The sequence below is a fragment of the Paraburkholderia adhaesiva genome (genome assembly GCF_021390575.1).
Taxonomy (GTDB): domain Bacteria; phylum Pseudomonadota; class Gammaproteobacteria; order Burkholderiales; family Burkholderiaceae; genus Paraburkholderia; species Paraburkholderia adhaesiva.
On the sequence record NZ_JAJEJQ010000002.1, the window covers coordinates 1,649,869 to 1,666,508 of the forward strand.

Annotated in this window: 19 protein-coding genes and 1 pseudogene; 4 read left to right on the plus strand and 16 right to left on the minus strand. The window is 60.4% G+C overall.

All coding sequences use genetic code 11. The features are described from left to right. Positions 1–35 precede the first annotated feature (35 nt). A complete protein-coding gene (locus L0U80_RS22990) occupies positions 36–791 on the plus strand; it encodes an SDR family oxidoreductase (protein WP_233870550.1) in 756 nt (251 codons plus the stop codon). A gap of 166 nt (positions 792–957) precedes the next feature. On the opposite strand, the gene L0U80_RS22995 is transcribed toward L0U80_RS22990, so the two are convergent. Together L0U80_RS22995 and L0U80_RS23000 are read right to left on the minus strand one after the other, a co-directional pair. Further along, entirely contained in the window at positions 958–1,119 is a 162-nt protein-coding gene (locus tag L0U80_RS22995; protein ID WP_233870553.1) for a hypothetical protein, read from the minus strand. An 82-nt stretch (positions 1,120–1,201) separates the two neighbouring features. After that, a complete protein-coding gene (locus tag L0U80_RS23000) occupies positions 1,202–2,230 on the minus strand; it encodes a LysR family transcriptional regulator (protein WP_233870556.1) in 1,029 nt (342 codons plus the stop codon). Between the two features lie 142 nt (positions 2,231–2,372). On the opposite strand from L0U80_RS23000, the gene L0U80_RS23005 reads away from it, so the two are divergent. After that, positions 2,373–3,866 carry an MmgE/PrpD family protein gene (locus tag L0U80_RS23005; protein ID WP_233870559.1) on the plus strand — a complete coding sequence of 498 codons (1,494 nt, stop codon included), beginning with the start codon at positions 2,373–2,375 and terminating at the stop codon, positions 3,864–3,866. A 341-nt stretch (positions 3,867–4,207) separates the two neighbouring features. Here L0U80_RS23005 and L0U80_RS23010 read toward each other — a convergent pair whose 3' ends face one another. The 5 genes from L0U80_RS23010 to L0U80_RS23030 form a co-directional block, all read right to left on the minus strand. Continuing rightward, positions 4,208–4,885, minus strand: a complete 678-nt coding sequence (locus L0U80_RS23010; RefSeq protein ID WP_233870562.1) for an NAD-dependent epimerase/dehydratase family protein — start codon at positions 4,883–4,885, stop codon at positions 4,208–4,210. Between the two features lie 4 nt (positions 4,886–4,889). Next, positions 4,890–5,747: an SDR family NAD(P)-dependent oxidoreductase gene (locus L0U80_RS23015; protein ID WP_233870565.1), complete on the minus strand. Its 858-nt coding sequence runs from the start codon at positions 5,745–5,747 to the stop codon at positions 4,890–4,892. A gap of 106 nt (positions 5,748–5,853) precedes the next feature. Beyond that, the gene (locus tag L0U80_RS23020) at positions 5,854–6,699 is read right to left on the minus strand and encodes an SDR family NAD(P)-dependent oxidoreductase (RefSeq protein WP_233870568.1); all 846 of its coding nucleotides are present in this window, start codon (positions 6,697–6,699) and stop codon (positions 5,854–5,856) included. Positions 6,700–6,754: 55 nt separating this feature from the next. Next, on the minus strand, positions 6,755–7,324 hold the full coding sequence (locus L0U80_RS23025) for a TetR/AcrR family transcriptional regulator (RefSeq protein WP_233870571.1): 570 nt from the start codon (positions 7,322–7,324) through the stop codon (positions 6,755–6,757). 130 nt (positions 7,325–7,454) lie between these two features. Beyond that, the gene (locus tag L0U80_RS23030; RefSeq protein ID WP_233870574.1) at positions 7,455–8,273 is read right to left on the minus strand and encodes a TrmB family transcriptional regulator; all 819 of its coding nucleotides are present in this window, start codon (positions 8,271–8,273) and stop codon (positions 7,455–7,457) included. 134 nt (positions 8,274–8,407) lie between these two features. On the opposite strand from L0U80_RS23030, the gene L0U80_RS23035 reads away from it, so the two are divergent. Together L0U80_RS23035 and L0U80_RS23040 are read left to right on the plus strand one after the other, a co-directional pair. Beyond that, positions 8,408–8,773 carry a RidA family protein gene (locus L0U80_RS23035; protein ID WP_233871537.1) on the plus strand — a complete coding sequence of 122 codons (366 nt, stop codon included), beginning with the start codon at positions 8,408–8,410 and terminating at the stop codon, positions 8,771–8,773. Beyond that, positions 8,770–9,975, plus strand: a complete 1,206-nt coding sequence (locus L0U80_RS23040) for an MFS transporter (RefSeq protein ID WP_233870590.1) — start codon at positions 8,770–8,772, stop codon at positions 9,973–9,975. The genes L0U80_RS23035 and L0U80_RS23040 overlap by 4 nt, the downstream gene beginning before the upstream one ends. Positions 9,976–10,124: 149 nt before the next feature. Here L0U80_RS23040 and L0U80_RS23045 read toward each other — a convergent pair whose 3' ends face one another. The 9 genes and pseudogenes from L0U80_RS23045 to L0U80_RS23085 form a co-directional block, all read right to left on the minus strand. Then, a complete protein-coding gene (locus L0U80_RS23045; RefSeq protein ID WP_233870593.1) occupies positions 10,125–10,481 on the minus strand; it encodes a SpoIIAA family protein in 357 nt (118 codons plus the stop codon). A gap of 632 nt (positions 10,482–11,113) precedes the next feature. Further along, on the minus strand, positions 11,114–11,497 hold the full coding sequence (locus L0U80_RS23050; RefSeq protein WP_233870597.1) for a VOC family protein: 384 nt from the start codon (positions 11,495–11,497) through the stop codon (positions 11,114–11,116). 65 nt (positions 11,498–11,562) lie between these two features. Continuing rightward, positions 11,563–11,751 (minus strand): annotated as a pseudogene (locus L0U80_RS23055) (DDE-type integrase/transposase/recombinase); the annotation flags it as partial. A 199-nt stretch (positions 11,752–11,950) separates the two neighbouring features. Beyond that, a complete protein-coding gene (locus L0U80_RS23060) occupies positions 11,951–12,151 on the minus strand; it encodes a hypothetical protein (RefSeq protein ID WP_233870600.1) in 201 nt (66 codons plus the stop codon). Between the two features lie 362 nt (positions 12,152–12,513). Then, positions 12,514–12,960: a universal stress protein gene (locus tag L0U80_RS23065; RefSeq protein WP_233870603.1), complete on the minus strand. Its 447-nt coding sequence runs from the start codon at positions 12,958–12,960 to the stop codon at positions 12,514–12,516. A 685-nt stretch (positions 12,961–13,645) separates the two neighbouring features. Continuing rightward, positions 13,646–13,933, minus strand: a complete 288-nt coding sequence (locus L0U80_RS23070; protein ID WP_233870607.1) for a GYD domain-containing protein — start codon at positions 13,931–13,933, stop codon at positions 13,646–13,648. Positions 13,934–14,084: 151 nt separating this feature from the next. Further along, positions 14,085–14,411: a hypothetical protein gene (locus tag L0U80_RS23075; protein WP_233871539.1), complete on the minus strand. Its 327-nt coding sequence runs from the start codon at positions 14,409–14,411 to the stop codon at positions 14,085–14,087. Between the two features lie 623 nt (positions 14,412–15,034). Continuing rightward, positions 15,035–15,379, minus strand: coding sequence for a hypothetical protein (locus L0U80_RS23080; protein ID WP_233870610.1), 345 nt, complete (start codon positions 15,377–15,379; stop codon positions 15,035–15,037). Next, the gene (locus tag L0U80_RS23085; RefSeq protein WP_233871541.1) at positions 15,376–16,149 is read right to left on the minus strand and encodes an alpha/beta hydrolase; all 774 of its coding nucleotides are present in this window, start codon (positions 16,147–16,149) and stop codon (positions 15,376–15,378) included. Before L0U80_RS23085 ends, L0U80_RS23080 begins: the two co-directional genes overlap by 4 nt. Between the last annotated feature and the right edge of the window lie 491 nt (positions 16,150–16,640).

Genomic DNA, 16,640 nt, shown 5'->3' on the forward strand with positions numbered 1-16,640 from the left:
AGTACAAGTACAGCAACTTCAACTGGAAAACGATCATGAAACTCACCGGAAACACGGTCTTTATCACGGGCGGCACTTCGGGCATTGGCCGCGCGCTCGCCGAGGCACTCCACAAGCGCGGCAACAAGGTCATCATTAGCGGCCGCCGCCGTAGCTTTCTCAACGAGGTCGTGGCGGCGAACCCCGGTATGGCGGCAATCGAGCTCGACATTGAAGACCCAGCCAGCATTGCCAGAGTAGCGGCCCAATTGATCGCGGACTATCCCGATCTGAACGTGCTGATCAACAACGCGGGAATCATGCTGCCTGACGACGCGGGCGGGCACATCGACGACGCGCAGATGGTCGCCCATTTAACGACTAACGTCATGGGGCCGATCCGCATGACGTCGGCGCTGATCGACCACCTCAAGACCCGGGACAATGCTGTCGTCGCCTATACCAGCTCGATCCTGGCCTTCGTTCCGCTGGCCCCGACGGCAGTGTATTCGTCGACCAAGGCGGCACTGCATTCGTACGTTCTGTCACAACGATTTGCGCTGCGCAACACGAAGGTTCGCGTACTGGAGATTGCACCGCCCTGGGTGCGCACGGACCTCATGAACAGCCGTGAGGCCGAACAGGCGATGCCGCTTGACGCGTTCATCGACGAAACGATCGCTGCTCTCGGAACGGACGCGAATGAGGTTCTGGTTGAGCGTGCAAAGCAGTTTCGCGAAAACCCCGGACCCCGTGAACACGCTTTCGTCAATGGCTTTAATGCACAGATGGCGGCAGTGTTCGGCGGATGAAGGATCGCCGGCCGAAATAGTGAGCGGGCCAGCACGTCGCTTCTGTACGGTGACTTCGTTACATGTCTGGACTGCTTCAGACGAAACACCTCATCCATTCGGACTCCGTATAAAAACGAACCGTTCGCCACAGGGAAAATGGATGAGGTCCCGTCTACCGGTCCGGTTACAGCTTGAAGATCGCCGTCTCGCGCGACGGAGCAGACCCGCTCCCCGAATACCGCGTAACGCCATTGTCGAAGTCGAACAGCATCGCCGGCTCCTTCTTCTCGCCGCTGGCACGTGAGCCGATCCGTTTGACGACCGGATGTAAAGGGTATCGGTTCATTGACAGGCATCGCAACGGTTGGCGTGACAGGGCCGCACAACAAGTTTCGCTCTGAACGATCCTCGCTGCCGAAAACTCGCGTTCAGCCAGCGCCATTCAGTGGCTTTTTTCGTTGACGGGTGCGATCAGTCCTGGCTTCGCCTACCGGCGCCCTGGCGCCATCGGTACGATTGCGAGCAGTCCCTTGGGCCCTGGTCACGCCGCCGCGCGCGCCACTGCCGCGTTGCCGCGCGAAGGAAAGGATGGTGTCGTAGAACTGTTGCGCGGCCGGTGACAAGACCAGCCCGCGCCGGCGGATCAGCCCGATGGTGCGCGTCACCGCCGGCTCCACCAGCGGCACGCTCGCCAGTACAGGATGCTCGCCCGGCGGCATGGCGAGGCTTGGCACCGCTGCGATGCCAACGCCCGCTTCCACCAGGCTCACGATACTCATCACGTGCCGCACCTCGCAGAACGAGCGAGGAAGATCAGGGGCGTCCGCCAGCGCCAGGTCCAGCAGAAAACGATTACCGCTGGCCTTGGCGACCGTCATGTAGTCATAGGCGCGCAGCTCGGCCCAGCTCACCTGCCGACGCCGCGCGAGCGGATGGTCGCGGCGGCAGGCCAGCACAAAGCGCTCCTTCAGGATGGGCTGGAAGGCAATGTTCTCCTCCTGGGCGCCGATGTAGTTCAGGCCGAAATCCACCTCAGCACGCGCCACGCTGGAGAGCACCTCGCTCGCGCCTTCGTCGGACAGGCGGATATGGATGCCCGGAAACCTTTCGTGGTAATCGCGCAGCACCTCGGGCATGAAGTGGCGAACCGCGGACGGCACGCACGCGATGCTCACCTCGCCGCTCATTCGCGTGGCCACCTCGGTGAGCCCCAGCAGCGACTCCTCGAAGTTGTTGAGCACGTCGCGCGCCTTGCGGGCGAAATCGCGTCCGAAGGCCGTCAGGTCCACGCGCCGGGTGGTACGTTCCAGCAGACGCACGCCCAGATTGCTTTCAAGCTTGGAGATGCGACGCGACAAGGCCGGCTGCGAGAGGTGGATATCCTCCGCAGCGGCACGGAAGTTGCCACGCTCGGCCACGGCGACAAAAGCGCGAAGATCGCTGATTTCCAGATTCATGCGTCCGGTGCATCAATAAGTGTGATATCTGCAATTCTAACGCAGCCGATTCCCGTGCATTATCACGGCCAGTAGAGCCTGAACATCCGTTTCCGGAAGAAAGGCCGCACGACAACAATCACAATCCACGGAGGAGAATCGCATGACCTCGTTCAACCGCCGCGCCGTCCTGAAGGCGGGTGCCCTTGCATCGCTTGCCGCCACGACGGCAGGCATCTCGCGTATCGCTATGGCCGCTACAGACACTGCAAGCCAACCCGCCAGCGGCGCATCCGCCGGCGCTTCGTCCTCCGGACAGGGCGTGACCCGCACCCTGGCGCGCTATATCGTCGGCGCACGCTATGAGGATCTCCCCGAGAACGTGCGCCGCGAAGGCACCCGCACGCTGCTCAACTGGATCGGCGTGGCCGTGGGCGGCTCGCATCACGAGACCGTCGATCGCGCGGTATCCGCCCTCACGCCTTTCTCGGGTCCGGCACAGGCTGGCCTGCTGGGCCGCCGCGAACGCTTCGACATCCTGAATGCGGCATTCATCAACGGCGTGTCGAGCCATATCTTCGACTTCGACGACACGCACCTGAAGACCATCATCCACCCCGCCGCTCCGGTGACCGCAGCGCTGCTGGCCTTGTCGGAATATCACCCGGTGTCGGGCACGGACTTCCTGAATGCCCTGGTGCTCGGCGTGGAAACCGAATGCCGTATCGGCAATGCGGTCTACCCGAATCACTATGACGTGGGCTGGCACATCACCGGAACGGCCGGTGTGTTCGGCGCGGCCGCTGCGACCGGCAAGGTGCTGGGGCTGAACGAACAGCAGATGGTGTGGGCGCTGGGCCTCGCGGCATCACAGCCCGTGGGGTTGCGCGAGTCGTTCGGCTCGATGAACAAGAGCTTCAACCCGGGCCGGGCAGCCAGCAACGGCCTTTTCGCTGCCATTCTCGCGAGCAAGGGCTACACCAGTTCGGACGCCATGATCGAAGCGAAGCGCGGTTGGGCGAACACCATCAGCACCAAGCAGGACTACAACGAAATCACCAGTGGTCTCGGCCAGCGCTATGAAGCCGCGCTGAACACCTACAAGCCGTTTGCCTGCGGCATCGTCATCCACCCGGCCATCGATGCAGCCATCCAGCTGCGCAATGAATATGGGCTGAAGGCTGACCAGATCGCGAGCATCGACCTCAAGGTGCATCCGCTGGTGATCGAACTGACCGGCAAGAAGACGCCGCGCATCGGCCTCGAAGGCAAGTTCAGCGTCTATCACTCGGTCGCCGTGGCCATCATCGAAGGCGCGGCCGGCGAGCGCCAGTACAGCGACCGTGCGGTGCAGGACCCGGCCGTCATCGCCCTGCGCGACCGCGTAAGCACCACCATCGATCCGAAGATCAAGCCCGAGCAGGTCGATATGACCATCACGATGAAGGATGGCCGCAAGTACCACAAGTTCATCGAGCACGCCATTGGCAGCCTTGAAGTGCCGATGAGCAACCAGCAGCTGGAGGCCAAGTTCCTCGATCTGGTGGCAGGCATTCTTCCCGACAGCCAGGCGCACGAGTTGATCAATGCGTGCTGGAACGTGGAAAAGCTGGCCAACGCCGCTCAGATCGCCAGGCTGGGTGTGGCACACGCCTGAGTGTGATCGGGACTTCCTGGGGTGCGTAGCGCTATGCCCCAGGGAGTCGTTTCGTCCTCGCGACCGTATGACCGTATCGCCAGAGAGGGTGACCCACGCCGTTCGTCTTCGGCGCGCTTGGGTGCGAACCCGTGACGTGGTCTCGTTATGACTGAATGGCCGGTACGAGCCAGAGCCGACACCTGAACCTTCGACCGACGACGGACGTGAACAGCGGTTCATGGACGTCTACTGCAGGATGGCGGTAGCGCGACACAGCGGTCACTCGATTCGCGACGACAGGCGTTGCTTCATCGACCCGCCAGGGTCGGCCGCCAGTCTGTACCTGCGCACGCAGCGGATCACGCCTTTGCACTCGCGAGTCGATAGATATCGGCTGGCTTCAGAACGGCTTGAGGCACGCCGCGGCGCACAGCATTGAGCATCGCTTCGCCAACGATCCTGGTGGTCAACACACTCTCTGGTGAGATCCATCGGAGCAATGAAAGCAGCGGCTTGAGTCCGACGTACATCCAGCGATACGCAGCAGTGCGTGACTGGATGCCGTCCTCCGGAATTATGGCGGACGGCCGGAAAATAGCCACCTGTCGAAATGGCAGGCGCTGCAAAGCGTTCTCGGTCTGTCCACGAACGCGAGCCCACATACTCCTGCCTTGCTCACTGCTGTCAGCACCGGCGCCGGATACATAAACCATCGTCATATCAGGGCTCACGCGGAGCAATTCCCTGGCTACATTCAGCGTGAGGTCGTATGTAATCGCCCGATACGCGGCCTCGGACATCCCGAACGATGAAACGCCCGCACAGAAAAAACATGCGTCGACGTCGGAGAATGTGCGGTCCCCAGCCTGAAAACGAGCAAGATCCGGCACGACGAAGACTTTGAGTCGCGGATCCTCGCGTTCCTCCAACGCGCGCCGGCCGACAACGATGATTTCCGTGACGTCCTTCGCCGCGAGACATGCAAGCAAGACACCCTGTCCGACCATGCCGGTCGCGCCGATCAGTACTACTCGCATGATTTCACTCCGACGGCCACACGGGTGACGCCGAGTCGAAGTCGGCCGCGAGGGTCACGCCTTTCCAGCGCTGCATCGTCTCGCGGCGGGCCTGCTCCTCGGCCTCAACGACTTGCCAGGCGTCCGAACCAAGCACCAGCCTCGCAGGCACCGCGTCACGCGAGGCGAGTGACACGATCGTGTTCGCAATGCGCTCGGGATCTCCCACCTCATGTCCCACGTACGAGTCCATGAGCGCCTTGAATCCGGCCATCGATGCCTGATAGTCCTGAGGAAGGGCATGTAGCGTCGTGCGAGCCTCGTTTCCCCATTCGGTGCGCATGCCGCCGGGTTCCAGCGTGCAGACGCGGTTGCCGAACGGCGCGACTTCCTTGCCCACGACATCACTGAATCCGCCGACGGCCCATTTGGCTGCCTGATAAGCGGAAAGTCCCGGGCTGCTGATGCGCCCGCCGACCGATGAAACCTGAAAGATGTAGCCGCCGCCCTGGGCACGCATCACGGGGATGGCCGCGCGTGTGAGATTCACCACGCCAAAGAGATTGGTTTCGACTTGCGCGCGGAAATCCTCGGCTGGCATGTACTCGAATGGCTGGATGTGCCCGTAGCCTGCGTTGTTGACCAGAATATCAAGGCGTCCGAATCTGTGTACCGCCTCGGCCACGGCCTGCTTTGCCTGCTGCTCGCTGGTGACGTCGAGTTCGAACGTCGCGAGGCGCTCACCGTGGCGCGCCTTCAGATCGGCGAGTCGCGAAGTGTCGCGCGCGGTCGCCAGCGCCTTTCCGCCGTCCTGCAAAGCGGCTTCGAGAATGGAGCGGCCCAAACCTCGGGACGCGCCGGTGATCAACCAGACTTTTGACATGATCGTTTCAACCTGCGTTGTGCGCCGGCATTGGCGCGGTGGGGATTGGCGGACTACTGTGCGTCGCCTGCGAATTCAGGTACTCGTAGAACCAGACTTTCAATGTTCACTGGGGATTGAATCCTGCCTTGCCTTCGAACATCACTGAACCGGCGAGATCCTTTTGAGCCTGCAGCGCGGCGAGACTCCGGGTGTAACTGGCTTCGAGCACCGCGTAGGCGTCCCCACCGAGAACGGTACGCAGCGGCGGTTCCGCCAACTGGCTGATGGCATAGATGGCGCTGGCCATTTTCACAGGATCGCCCGAAGCATATTCATCACCGACTGCCTTGATCTGTTGGCGCAACTTGCCGACTACGCCGTCCTTGTAGTCGTCGAGTTCCTCGGTCCAGCGGATATTGGCCACGAAGTCCGTCTTGATCGAGCCTGGCTCGATGACGATGGTCTTGATTCCGAACTCGGCCACTTCCTGGCTCACCGCTTCAGCAAAACCTTCAAGGCCGAACTTCGCCGCGTGATACATCGAGCCACTCGGAAAGGCTGCGCGTCCACCGACGCTCGTGACATGGATGAACGTGCCGTGTTTTCTCGCACGCATCGCGCCGAGGAAGGCGCGTGTGACGTGGATGGGCGCGAGCAGATTCAGCGCAATTTGCTGCTGGATGTCGGCTTCGCTCAACTCCTCCATCGCGCCGATGATTGCGCCGCCTGCATTGTTGACGACCACATCGACATCGAGATGGCGTGCCGCGACGGCCGTCACCTGCTCGGGACTGGTTACATCGACCGACTCCACTTCCAGGAGATCCGGACATGACTCCTGCAGCGATTGCAGTGCCGCGACGCGGCGCACCGCTGCAACCACGTGATGCCCTTCGGCCAGCACTTTCTCTGTGAGGGCAAGCCCCAGACCGCCGGACGCTCCTGTGATGAACCACTTCTGCTTCGACATGATGTGTTTTCCTCCAAATATTGAGTGAGTGCGCGCTCAATTTTTAAGTAAAAAATTACGGCGTGATTGCCCGCCATGCAGCGTGAAACCCCAGCTGGCGGTGACGTTCTGCATCGGCGGGTTGCTTGTCGATGTACTCGATCGTGGTATCGGCAATACGCTCGATAATGGAATAAAGAAACGCGATCGGTGCATTCAACAGTACGCCCTCCTGGACCGCGTCCTCCATCATGCGGGACACAGCCTGGAACGGCTCAGTGCCTCGTGCCCGGGTTCCATCCAGCAACTGTCCCGACGCTGCGAGTCTGGAAATGGCGAGCCGCCCAGCTGTATTGGTCAGCCCCCAACTCACATAGCGCTGGAAGATGTGTGCCATGCGAAGCCGGTAGTCCGCCTGGTAAGGATAGTCAGGCATCACCGTTTCAGCCAGTTCGTGCTTGAGGTGCAGGTACAACTCCTGGAAGAGCACGTCCTTGTTCTCGAAGTAGGTGAACAACGTCCCTTCGGCGACCCCTGCGCGCCGGGCAATGCTCGCCGTGGTGGCCAGCACACCCTGCTCTGCAACGGCGTGCGTTGCAGAAAGCAATAGGGCATTACGTTTTTCCGGGCTTAGGGGACGTGCCATCGCGCCTGAATCGATATAGAGTGAGTACGCGCTCAATTATAGGCGCTTAGCTGGACTATGGCAACTGCCCTAGTCTCCCGAGATAATCAGCCTATGTCTGGACTGGCGGGGACCCTTATCGCGTCGCCGGTCACTTCTTCTTGTCGAGCGGCGCAAGCATCGCTTGCATGTCGGGATCCTTCTGGACCTTCTTGTATTCTGCCGGGGTCAGTGCCTCGATCAATATCCGCCCGCTCACGTCCGCCTTGATGTATTCGACCGCCAGCAGGGCAATGACCGGATTGGTCGTCAAGGTCGCCTGATCAGGAGAGTGGTCACCAAATTCAGCCACTACGGCATCGGTGTCGTCCGCGACCACGACCGCAAGCCGGCGTCCCGATAGCCTGAGCCTCGCGCTGGCGCCGCACTTGGCCATGTCGTAGGTTCGCGGCCCGTTAAGGACGCGTTTTCCATAAATCGCAACGTGTGTATCCACACCGCGCGCTGCGGCGGCTTCGAGCAAGCTCCCCAGATCGTCGAGTTCCTCATCCCAGATGCCGGCAAAAATCTGCCGCTTCGCATTCAGGATGGTGCGTGCGAACGCGCCATTGATCGCATCCCTCCCCCCCAGCGACCACACCAACCCCGGCTCTTGCTGCGCCGGCAGCCGATCGAGCGCAGTCGCCGCCAGCTCGAGATCAGCATTGAATCGCGTGCGCAGTTCGTCCAGCAACGACCGGTGAGGCACGGCCGCGTAGCGGACAGGTTCGGACCGGTTGACGAGCACAACGCCGCGAGTTTCCAGGCGGTTCAACGTTTCATAGATTTTTGACGGCGGCATTCCTGCGCGCCGACCAACCTCGGCACCCGTCAGCGGGGCTTGTCCGACGAGGGCCGCGTACGCCTGCGCTTCGTATTGGGTAAATCCAAGACGGATCAACGACGTGATCAGTTCCGCGTCTTCGTTCATGTGTGCTCGCCCTTGTGTCCAACGCGATCCGTAATTGGATAGCTTGATTAACTACTTGAGTAGTATACAATCCACGACACTTACTACCCAAGTAGTAAGTGTCGCCAACCACCTTATCGAAAAGGACTTACACCATGCATCATCGAATCAGCACGGGCTCGCCGTGGGAACCGAAAGTTGGCTACTCGCGCGCAGTGGTGGCCGACAACACCATCTACATTTCGGGAACGGCTGGTAAAGGAGAAGACGTGTACGCACAAACGCGCGACGCGCTGGCGACGATCGAAAAAGTTCTCGTGGACAGCGGTTTCGCGTTGGCCGATGTTGTCCAGAGCCGGCTGGTGGTTGCGGACTTTGAAAACTGGGAAGCTGCCGCGCGCGCGCACGGCGAGATCTACGGCGATATTCGTCCAGCGTTTTCGCTGGTGCATTCGCTGCCCTTCGTCGATCCATCGATACTCGTGGAGGTCGAGGCGGTCGCAGTCAGGCCGGGAGCATGATCGTCGCCGACAACAGCGCGCGGCTGTCTGGTGCCGCGGTCGCCACGCTTGCTCTTGCATCCGGTGTGGCGATCGCCAACGGCTACGCGTTACAGCCTTCGTTGTCGGACATCGCGAGAGACTTCGGCGTTTCGGCGTCGCGAATGACGACACTTGCGTCGATGACGATGCTCGGTTATCTGGCCGGCCTTGCGCTGCTCGTTCCGCTGGTTGACCGGTTCAGTCCGCGCGGGCTCATTCCCGCGCAGATGGGTGCGCTCGCCCTGCTGCTCGTGTGCGCGTCCGTTGCGGCCGGACCGGTCGCACTCGATATAGGTTTCTTTCTCGTTGGCGCGGCGACGACAGTCGCGGCGCAATGCAGTGCTGTCGTCGGAAAATATGCGGATCCACAGACACGTGCGCGCGGTATGGGGACGGTATCTGCCGGCATTTCTGCGGGGATCCTGCTGAGTCGATTCGTTGGCGGTCTCGTGTCGCACTGGTGTGGATGGAGAGGCGCGCTGCTCGTACTGGCCGGATTTGTTGCTCTCGCGGCCATCGCGGTGCGTGCGTTTTTACCAGGCGGCGGTGCCGGGATACATCGAGGCTATTCGACAACCGTCGGTGCCATCCCTTCATTGTTGCGCGAGTACGTCCAGTTAAGGCGCCGCACCTGCACCGGCATGCTCTGGTTTTTCGCGTTCAACCTGGTGTGGGTCGGCCTCGCCATCCGTCTCGCTCAACCGCCGTACGGCATGAATGCCGCGGCAATTGGCTCATATAGCCTCGCCGGTGTGCTCGGTCTTGCTGTGACGCGCATCGCGGGACGACTCACCGATCGATACGGCGGCCGTGCTGTCATCTGCTGCGGGCTGGCTGTGTCGGCAATTTCAGCCCTGGTACTCGGCGTTTCGCTCGGTCGCCCGATCTGGTTAGTGGTTGCGCTCGCAACCTTTGATGCGGGCTGCTTTGCCGCTCAGGTCGCGAATCAGGCGAGTGTCGTCGCGATTCAGCCAGCTCGCGCCGGTGCGTTGAACGCGGCATACCTGACGCTCTATTACGCGGCCGGAGCTTGTGGCGCCGTGGTGGCCGGGATACTCGTCGAAGTTGCGGAATGGGGCGTGATGATGGTCGTGGCCGCCATCGCGATTACTGCGGCAGCATTGGTCAGCATGACGTCAGCGATGATCAACGTGTCAGTTGATTCAACGCGAACCGGTTGAGCGCGCATGTCCCTGACGACGCTACCGTACGCTGGGTAAACCGGTCGGCGAAAGAGAACAACCAGCGACCGGTTTTCTACAAAAGCCGTCAGGTGATGACGTCCGAAAGTGGTCGACCTCTGCCCGATATGGTCGTCTGGATGCGATGTTCAGGCGTTGATCCAGGCTCGCGCCTGTTCCAGCTCGCTAACGTGGAACGCCTTGATTTCAGCCTTTGTGAAGAACCGCGCCAGATGCATCGAGGCGTGAATCCAGGCCGCGTCGGCCACCACGGCGGCGCGCGTGACCTTGCGGGCGACGGAGACGCCGAGCGTCAGATCCGTCCACAGCGCCTTCGGCTCGATACCGGTGAAATGCTCAATGCGTTCGAGGACACGGGTCTTTCCGTTCAGTTCAAGATCACCACGCATGCGCTCAATGGCTTCGCGCAGTTCGAGGTCGGTGATTTTGCCTTCGACGGATATTTCGATGACCGACGAATCAGGGGTGGTGTGATACAGGATCATGGTGGGAATCCTAACCAGGGAGACGTTACACGCTCAGGCGTGGATGAGTCTGGCGTTCGGTGACTTCTCATGGTACCCCTTTCGAGGCGCCCGGTTAGCTTACAAGCACTGCGTTCCGTTCTGGTGCCTGGCGGCGCTCGTGTGCCGCGAACGCCTCCTTCATACGAGGCTACGGACGTTTGGTTCCGCACGCCGAGCGTCGCGTCATGGCCGATGACGGTCGGACGCTTGTGCCCCTGCTCGACACGAAGCTGTCATCGAGGGCGCACTGCGGCTACGACTGCTCTCGAGATTCAGCAGACATTCTGCTACGCATAGTCGTCTGCTGCTTGTCGACCGTTTCGGTCATCCAGGCTAAGCGCGGCCGCGATGGCCGGCCACTGTTCGGGACAACGGTGCAGCTTGCGCAGGCAACTTCATGCTCCAATGAGGAAGTCTGACTTGACGTTCACCAATCAGCGCGGCCAATACCATCGCTCGCTGCGCACGGACCGACGGACAACGCGATCAATCAAGGTTTCTCTAGTGCATCCCGGGACTTCAGCGTGCCTAAAGCGAACAACTGCAACTGCGATTGTGTCCGCAGAACATAGAGGTCGCAGGCGCATGCGGTGTCGATGGCATAACCTCGCTCACCCGCCGCTTCCGTAAGGCCGGGTGATCACTTCGAGGTAGTGGCCATCAGGATCGTGAAAATAGACACCGCGCCCGCCATCGTTGTGGTTAATCTCGCCCGGCCGGCTACCCCTCGGATCGGCCCAGAATTCCAGTCCGCGATCCTTGATGCGGGTGAAGACAGCGTCGAAATCAGCTTCGCTGATCAGGAAGGCGTAGTGCTGCGGCTGGATCTGGCCCTCAGTTTTGGCGAAGTCGAGCGAGACACCGTTGTCCAGTTCGACGACGTCGAAGTGGCCGAAGCGTTTCGGCGCTGCCCGGCCCAGCATGTCGGCCAGAAATTTGGCTGAGGCGCTCTGGTTCGAGCACCAGACAATGGTGTGATTGAGCTGGGCGACCATATCGTGAGCTCCGGCGAATTGGGAATTGAGTGATTTGAGTGTGGTGACGGTCCGTTGAATACGCCTTGCCCGCCTTGATCGGAGTGGAACAGCAGCCCTTGTGGTCGGCCACGCTGCACATGGGCCATGTCCAATGCCTGCACGACCAGATCCGCATTCGGACGTGTCGAGAACGCCCAGCCAACAACTCGCCGCGTGAACAGGTCGAGCACCACCGCCAGATAATGCCAACGGCCTCGCGCCCAGACGTACGTGTATCACCGGAGCAGACCTGATAAGACCACTACACCAGGATCCTGGCTGCTTCTGGTTATCAACGAGAGAGGTCTGAGAATGAACACAATCACCCTCGCGCAGGCGGCCACCATGCTCGTTGTCCACCCCGAAACGTTGTGTCTGAAGGTGGATCCAGAGAACCAGGCACCGCTCGACGCTGCACCTCGAACGATGTAGTTAGCCAGGTGCTACCTGTAATGCGTCGTAGAGCTCGGACATGGGCAGATCACCAACCTCACTGTGCACGTACGCCGTGAAAGCTCGGCCATATAGCGCGCGGCCTTCTGCGGTGTCCATCGTCAGGTTGAAGCCGTGCATCACGAGGTCGGCCACTTCGTCAGCCTCAATCAAAACGTGCTCAGCTTTTTTCAGGTCCATGTTCATTCTCCGGCAACAGCATAAACGACAATTTTAGGCGATCCGCGTGATTATTGAAGAGAACGGTAACCGCTCTCTCCTGGACGGAGACCTGGATTGGCCGGAGCAACGATGATCGGAGCAGCACTACGCATAGCAGATCGCACGAGAGAACACAGGGGCATCACATGGAATTCGCAAAAGGAAAACGGGTGAGCGCCACCGAGGCCGCGCAAATTCCCGGCGTGCCTCGATAAGCGATCAGCCGCATCGACCGGGCCGGCGAGATCATTCAGCGCTATAAGCTCGTTCACAAAATCCACGTCTACGAATTGGTTTTTCAATCGTGCACACCCTCGATGACACATTCGAACGTCCCTGTGTCATCGATGCTCCTTTGCGACATCCAGCCGGTTGCGCACGATCGTGACGGAGCACGGCACATATGCGATCACTTGCCTCGCGACGGAACCGATCAGCCAACGATCGAAGGCAGTATGTCCTCGATGTCCTACTACTACGTGGTCGATATTATGTCGCTCGGCATACAGCACCAGTTCCTTGGCCGGCTGCCCGACAACCATTTCATATTGGACAGCTACTCCGGCTAACCCGAGTTCTCCCTTGAGCTCGGTGATGAGGTCCTGGCAGTGGCGTTTTTCGATCTCAATCAGTTCAGGCCGCTCATGGGCCAGTTTTCCCCAGTCGGGCGGACGAGCAACCGTGAGAATGTGCAGCCGTGCCCCCTCCTTTTCAGCAAGATTTTTCGCGAAGCGGACTGCCTCCTGTGCGGAAACCGAGCCATCGTAACCCGCGAGAATGTCGTGCATGATTACCTCCAAACACCCATCCGGATCTCTTGCGACCATTCCGAAACACCCTGCAATGTTCGCATCCGAAGCCGAGTGCGCGTGAACTACAGGTGCGGCCAACATCAGGAAACACTACGGTAGAAGCGGTCGATCATCGCGCCCCGCACCAAACTTCATCCAGGTCGGTCCGCCGTCCTTGGCGTCGCTCTCGAATCCATGGCACCGCAGCAATGAAGACTGCCAACGAATGCGACCTCCAGACCGCCCCATTGGCATAAATAACCCGTCTCACGCGTGAAGATGCTATCGGTGGTGTGACACCGCCGCGTTGAAGTCTTCGTTAACTGACGGTCGTAAACAAGCATAGCCCAGTCGATTCCGGCTGTCTTCCCGGCCTGGGGGCATCCATCCCTTTGCTCAGGATCGCAACGACGTCCGCGCAGCATTTTCCGCCGCGGATGAGCGCCTAAAGTGGCCGTGTGTTCCATCCTCCCGTCGGCGGAAGATGCGGATCCGAAAGCCGAGGTGCCCGCCAGGCGCAAAGTCTGCGGAAGCGAAGTTCCTGGTCGCAGCTTTCTCAGGGAAGTAAATAAAACACTCCTGCCTGATGGTGACTCCTACGAACACGATCCGACACGCGACGTTGAGAAGCAGCATAAACCCGGCGGTTTTCGTCGCATCGTGCCCGATCCGTCGATCTGCGCTACAGGGCCGCGATGAACTCGTTCCACGGCTTGGCCTGCAGTGTTTCGGTGGCAGCGTGTCCGTAGCCGCGGATGATTAAAGCCGCCAACTCGACCTGCTTCAGATCGTTCGACTCGACAATATCCAGGACATCGAAGCGCCCGAGGGTCAGATAGCTGTCCTTCCAGGTGACGGCAGGGCATTCGGTCCTGATCTTTTCGGCCACTGTGGCGGCGAGTTGCTTCAGTTCGCCTGGATCCGTGAATGCGTCAGGAGCGAGACGGCTCAGGATGACGTACGTAGCCATGGCATACCTCCGGGCGAAGAATTGCCCCGCTATTGGGCACGGCAGTCGCACGGAAGCAGGCAGCCGCGCGTCAAGCAGAAGCGTTGCGGTGCGTCCTGACGCGCCGATGTGTAAATACCCCCGGCCGATTGGACTGGGGCTCTCAGCCAGGTCAATGCAGTTGTCGCTTCAGGTTGGAAAGTTCTGAATGCATTGAACTGACGGTGTCCACGATTCCGGCGGCGAGGCCGCTGGCGTTTTGGCAAGCGCGCTCCGTACGATCACCGATCCGTTCGAGATCGTCAACGCACTGCCGAATGCGATCCTCGTCCTTGGACGACATGATCTTCTTTGCCGATTTGCACTCCTTTTCGAGCTCATTCATCCAGTTCATCAAGTGCTTCGGAATCGTCGCGTCGGCGTGCATGGCACGTGATACCTCGCTGACGGTTTGCTGAAGATGAGTAAAGCGCTTTTGGAGATCGCTCGTTTGCAACATGATGTCCCCCTTCTTGAACATCAGTTCCCTATGTATTCAGGCAGCAGATGACGGTGTGTCGCCCGTGCCGTCGCCATCCGCCTGCTTCAGTCGACGGCCAGCGACGTTGCATTGCGTCAAGGCAGCCCCCTTGCACGCGAAAGACGCATCTCCAGTGTAGGTCACAATCGCTCGCCTGCACCGGTCCGCACCGGGCCCGACGAAATCAGTGCCACAGCCGACGAGCAGCGCCCCGGCATCACCCTGGCGCTTGCTACGTGAAGAGCCAGCAGGTGTGACACAGGCTCGACGAAACGAGTGCTGCGATTTGCGACTGCGAGTAAAGTGCCGCTGCGCAGTCAGAGCATGAAGGATGCGGCCACGTAAGCGGAAAATGCAGCTGCAGACTGTACCGTGTCGCGTCCAAAAATCACCGCTAGCCACGGGGCACTGATTTAATCGTGGAATACGTCGCCGGCATTTACAAAGCAGTCCTTTGCATTTAGACGGGCTGAAAGCGTCGCAACCCCGTTGCGGGGATTGGTCACACTTGCCGAAATGCTCGGTGAAGCCGCTGGTATTGGCGGGATAGCGCAAACCAGCAAGCGTCCGTAGTGCCTGGCAGGCTAACAATTGCGCACCGATCACCGCCCGGTCAGCATTTGAAGGATTTTCTGCACGATGCACTCGTGCCGCTCGAGCGCCTCATCGAGCGTGCTTGTGCCAAAGCTCTCGTTGTCATCTCGCGCTTTCATTCCGGTGATGCGCGTCACGAAAAGCGCTGGTTCTCCAGCCCTCGCGTCGGCCACCCCGCGAAAGCGCGTCGTGACCGTCACGCCAGACTCGTCGAGCAGCGTGCGGCGAAAGACCAATTCGTTCTCCGCCATCCAGCGCGACCACTCGTTGCGGTTGAACACCTCGACAGGCGTGTTCTTCGCATCGAGTACGTAGAAGCGTTCACCCCGGGGCGGGATAGAGCGGGATTTCATTGTTGTGAAGGCGCGAGCAGGAAGTCGATCGCCTCCCGCCACCAGCTATTGTCGACGTGGCTAGTCCAGTCGTTATGCTCCGCCGTCTCCACGATCGTCAGTTGCTTCGGACTGTTCAGCGCGTTATAAAGCGCCTCGCCGAAGCGCGCGGGGACGATGCTGTCGCGTTCAGCAACCACGACGAGTACCGGGCGGCCGAACGCTGCCAGGTGGGTCACGCTGTCGTATCGGTCATGCACCAGCCATTTCACGGGCACCCACGGGTAGTGGAAAGCGGCGACGTGCTCGAGCCTGTCCCACGGCGTAATGAGCAGCAAACCGGCAATCTTTCTGCGTTCGCGCGCGCCGGCCGCGGCGACCACGCCGGCCCCGAGCGATTCCCCGATGAGCAGCACAGGAGCGCCGTAGAGACGATACGCAAGCGCGATGGTCTCTTGCGCGTCGGCGACCAGACTTTGTTCATCTGGCGCGCCCCCGCGAGGCCCATAGCCCGGATATTCGGCGAGAATCACGCGCAGTTGCAGCCGGTTGAGTGCCGCGGCGTAGAAGGAACGGTGTCCTGCGTGCCCGGCATTGCCATGAAAGACAATGGCTGTGCCGCGCACGCTTCCGGTCGGTTCGGCGATAAGCCCCAGGAACGCGTCCATAGTCGGCCAGGCCGCAAGTCGATCGGAAACGACGTCCTCGATTGCAGCCTTCTCAGGAAAGTAGATAAAACGTTCCTGCAACATGGCAACGCCCGTCAGAAGGATCGACTCGCGAAGGCGCATCGCAGTCGCATTCCCGCGAATATCCCCGGAACTTTCATCGCCTCGAACCCGATTCATCAAGTTCTCGCCAGAGCAACACGCCTGGACCATTGCTGTACCGACGCCTGGCAGAACAGTTCCCAGTATGAAGCCCGCAAGATGCGAAATCGAGGCCGGAGTGGCAACGCCGGCTGCCTGGCCCCACATTTGCGCAATGCGGGCAACAGCAGCCTTGGTGCTTCTTCGCTGTAGAACTTCGTCCTTGCACAACGGGGATACTGGCAGAGAAAGCGCCGCGCCCGGCAATCCGCCAGCGTGCGCCAGTCACGGTCCGAGTGACGGCGCGCGGCTTTGTCCTTTCATCATTGGACCGGAATCAGCCAGATTGAGGCGATTGGACGGATAGCGCCTATCGCGTGCGGTGAACACCCGACTCACCGTACGAGCCCGTTTGACCTCGTCACAGTGCAATTAGATTGAAGTCGCTGGGACAAAAAATGGTGTTGGTCGTC

Excerpts from the sequence above, each read along its gene's own strand:
- L0U80_RS22990 (WP_233870550.1), top strand. The coding sequence starts at position 36 with ATGAAACTCACCGGAAACACGGTCTTTATCACGGGCGGCACTTCGGGC.
- L0U80_RS22995 (WP_233870553.1), bottom strand. The coding sequence starts at position 1,119 with ATGAACCGATACCCTTTACATCCGGTCGTCAAACGGATCGGCTCACGT.
- L0U80_RS23000 (WP_233870556.1), bottom strand. The coding sequence starts at position 2,230 with ATGAATCTGGAAATCAGCGATCTTCGCGCTTTTGTCGCCGTGGCCGAG.
- L0U80_RS23005 (WP_233870559.1), top strand. The coding sequence starts at position 2,373 with ATGACCTCGTTCAACCGCCGCGCCGTCCTGAAGGCGGGTGCCCTTGCA.
- L0U80_RS23010 (WP_233870562.1), bottom strand. The coding sequence starts at position 4,885 with ATGCGAGTAGTACTGATCGGCGCGACCGGCATGGTCGGACAGGGTGTC.
- L0U80_RS23015 (WP_233870565.1), bottom strand. The coding sequence starts at position 5,747 with ATGTCAAAAGTCTGGTTGATCACCGGCGCGTCCCGAGGTTTGGGCCGC.
- L0U80_RS23020 (WP_233870568.1), bottom strand. The coding sequence starts at position 6,699 with ATGTCGAAGCAGAAGTGGTTCATCACAGGAGCGTCCGGCGGTCTGGGG.
- L0U80_RS23025 (WP_233870571.1), bottom strand. The coding sequence starts at position 7,324 with ATGGCACGTCCCCTAAGCCCGGAAAAACGTAATGCCCTATTGCTTTCT.
- L0U80_RS23030 (WP_233870574.1), bottom strand. The coding sequence starts at position 8,273 with ATGAACGAAGACGCGGAACTGATCACGTCGTTGATCCGTCTTGGATTT.
- L0U80_RS23035 (WP_233871537.1), top strand. The coding sequence starts at position 8,408 with ATGCATCATCGAATCAGCACGGGCTCGCCGTGGGAACCGAAAGTTGGC.
- L0U80_RS23040 (WP_233870590.1), top strand. The coding sequence starts at position 8,770 with ATGATCGTCGCCGACAACAGCGCGCGGCTGTCTGGTGCCGCGGTCGCC.
- L0U80_RS23045 (WP_233870593.1), bottom strand. The coding sequence starts at position 10,481 with ATGATCCTGTATCACACCACCCCTGATTCGTCGGTCATCGAAATATCC.
- L0U80_RS23050 (WP_233870597.1), bottom strand. The coding sequence starts at position 11,497 with ATGGTCGCCCAGCTCAATCACACCATTGTCTGGTGCTCGAACCAGAGC.
- L0U80_RS23060 (WP_233870600.1), bottom strand. The coding sequence starts at position 12,151 with ATGGACCTGAAAAAAGCTGAGCACGTTTTGATTGAGGCTGACGAAGTG.
- L0U80_RS23065 (WP_233870603.1), bottom strand. The coding sequence starts at position 12,960 with ATGCACGACATTCTCGCGGGTTACGATGGCTCGGTTTCCGCACAGGAG.
- L0U80_RS23070 (WP_233870607.1), bottom strand. The coding sequence starts at position 13,933 with ATGGCTACGTACGTCATCCTGAGCCGTCTCGCTCCTGACGCATTCACG.
- L0U80_RS23075 (WP_233871539.1), bottom strand. The coding sequence starts at position 14,411 with ATGTTGCAAACGAGCGATCTCCAAAAGCGCTTTACTCATCTTCAGCAA.
- L0U80_RS23080 (WP_233870610.1), bottom strand. The coding sequence starts at position 15,379 with ATGAAATCCCGCTCTATCCCGCCCCGGGGTGAACGCTTCTACGTACTC.
- L0U80_RS23085 (WP_233871541.1), bottom strand. The coding sequence starts at position 16,149 with ATGCGCCTTCGCGAGTCGATCCTTCTGACGGGCGTTGCCATGTTGCAG.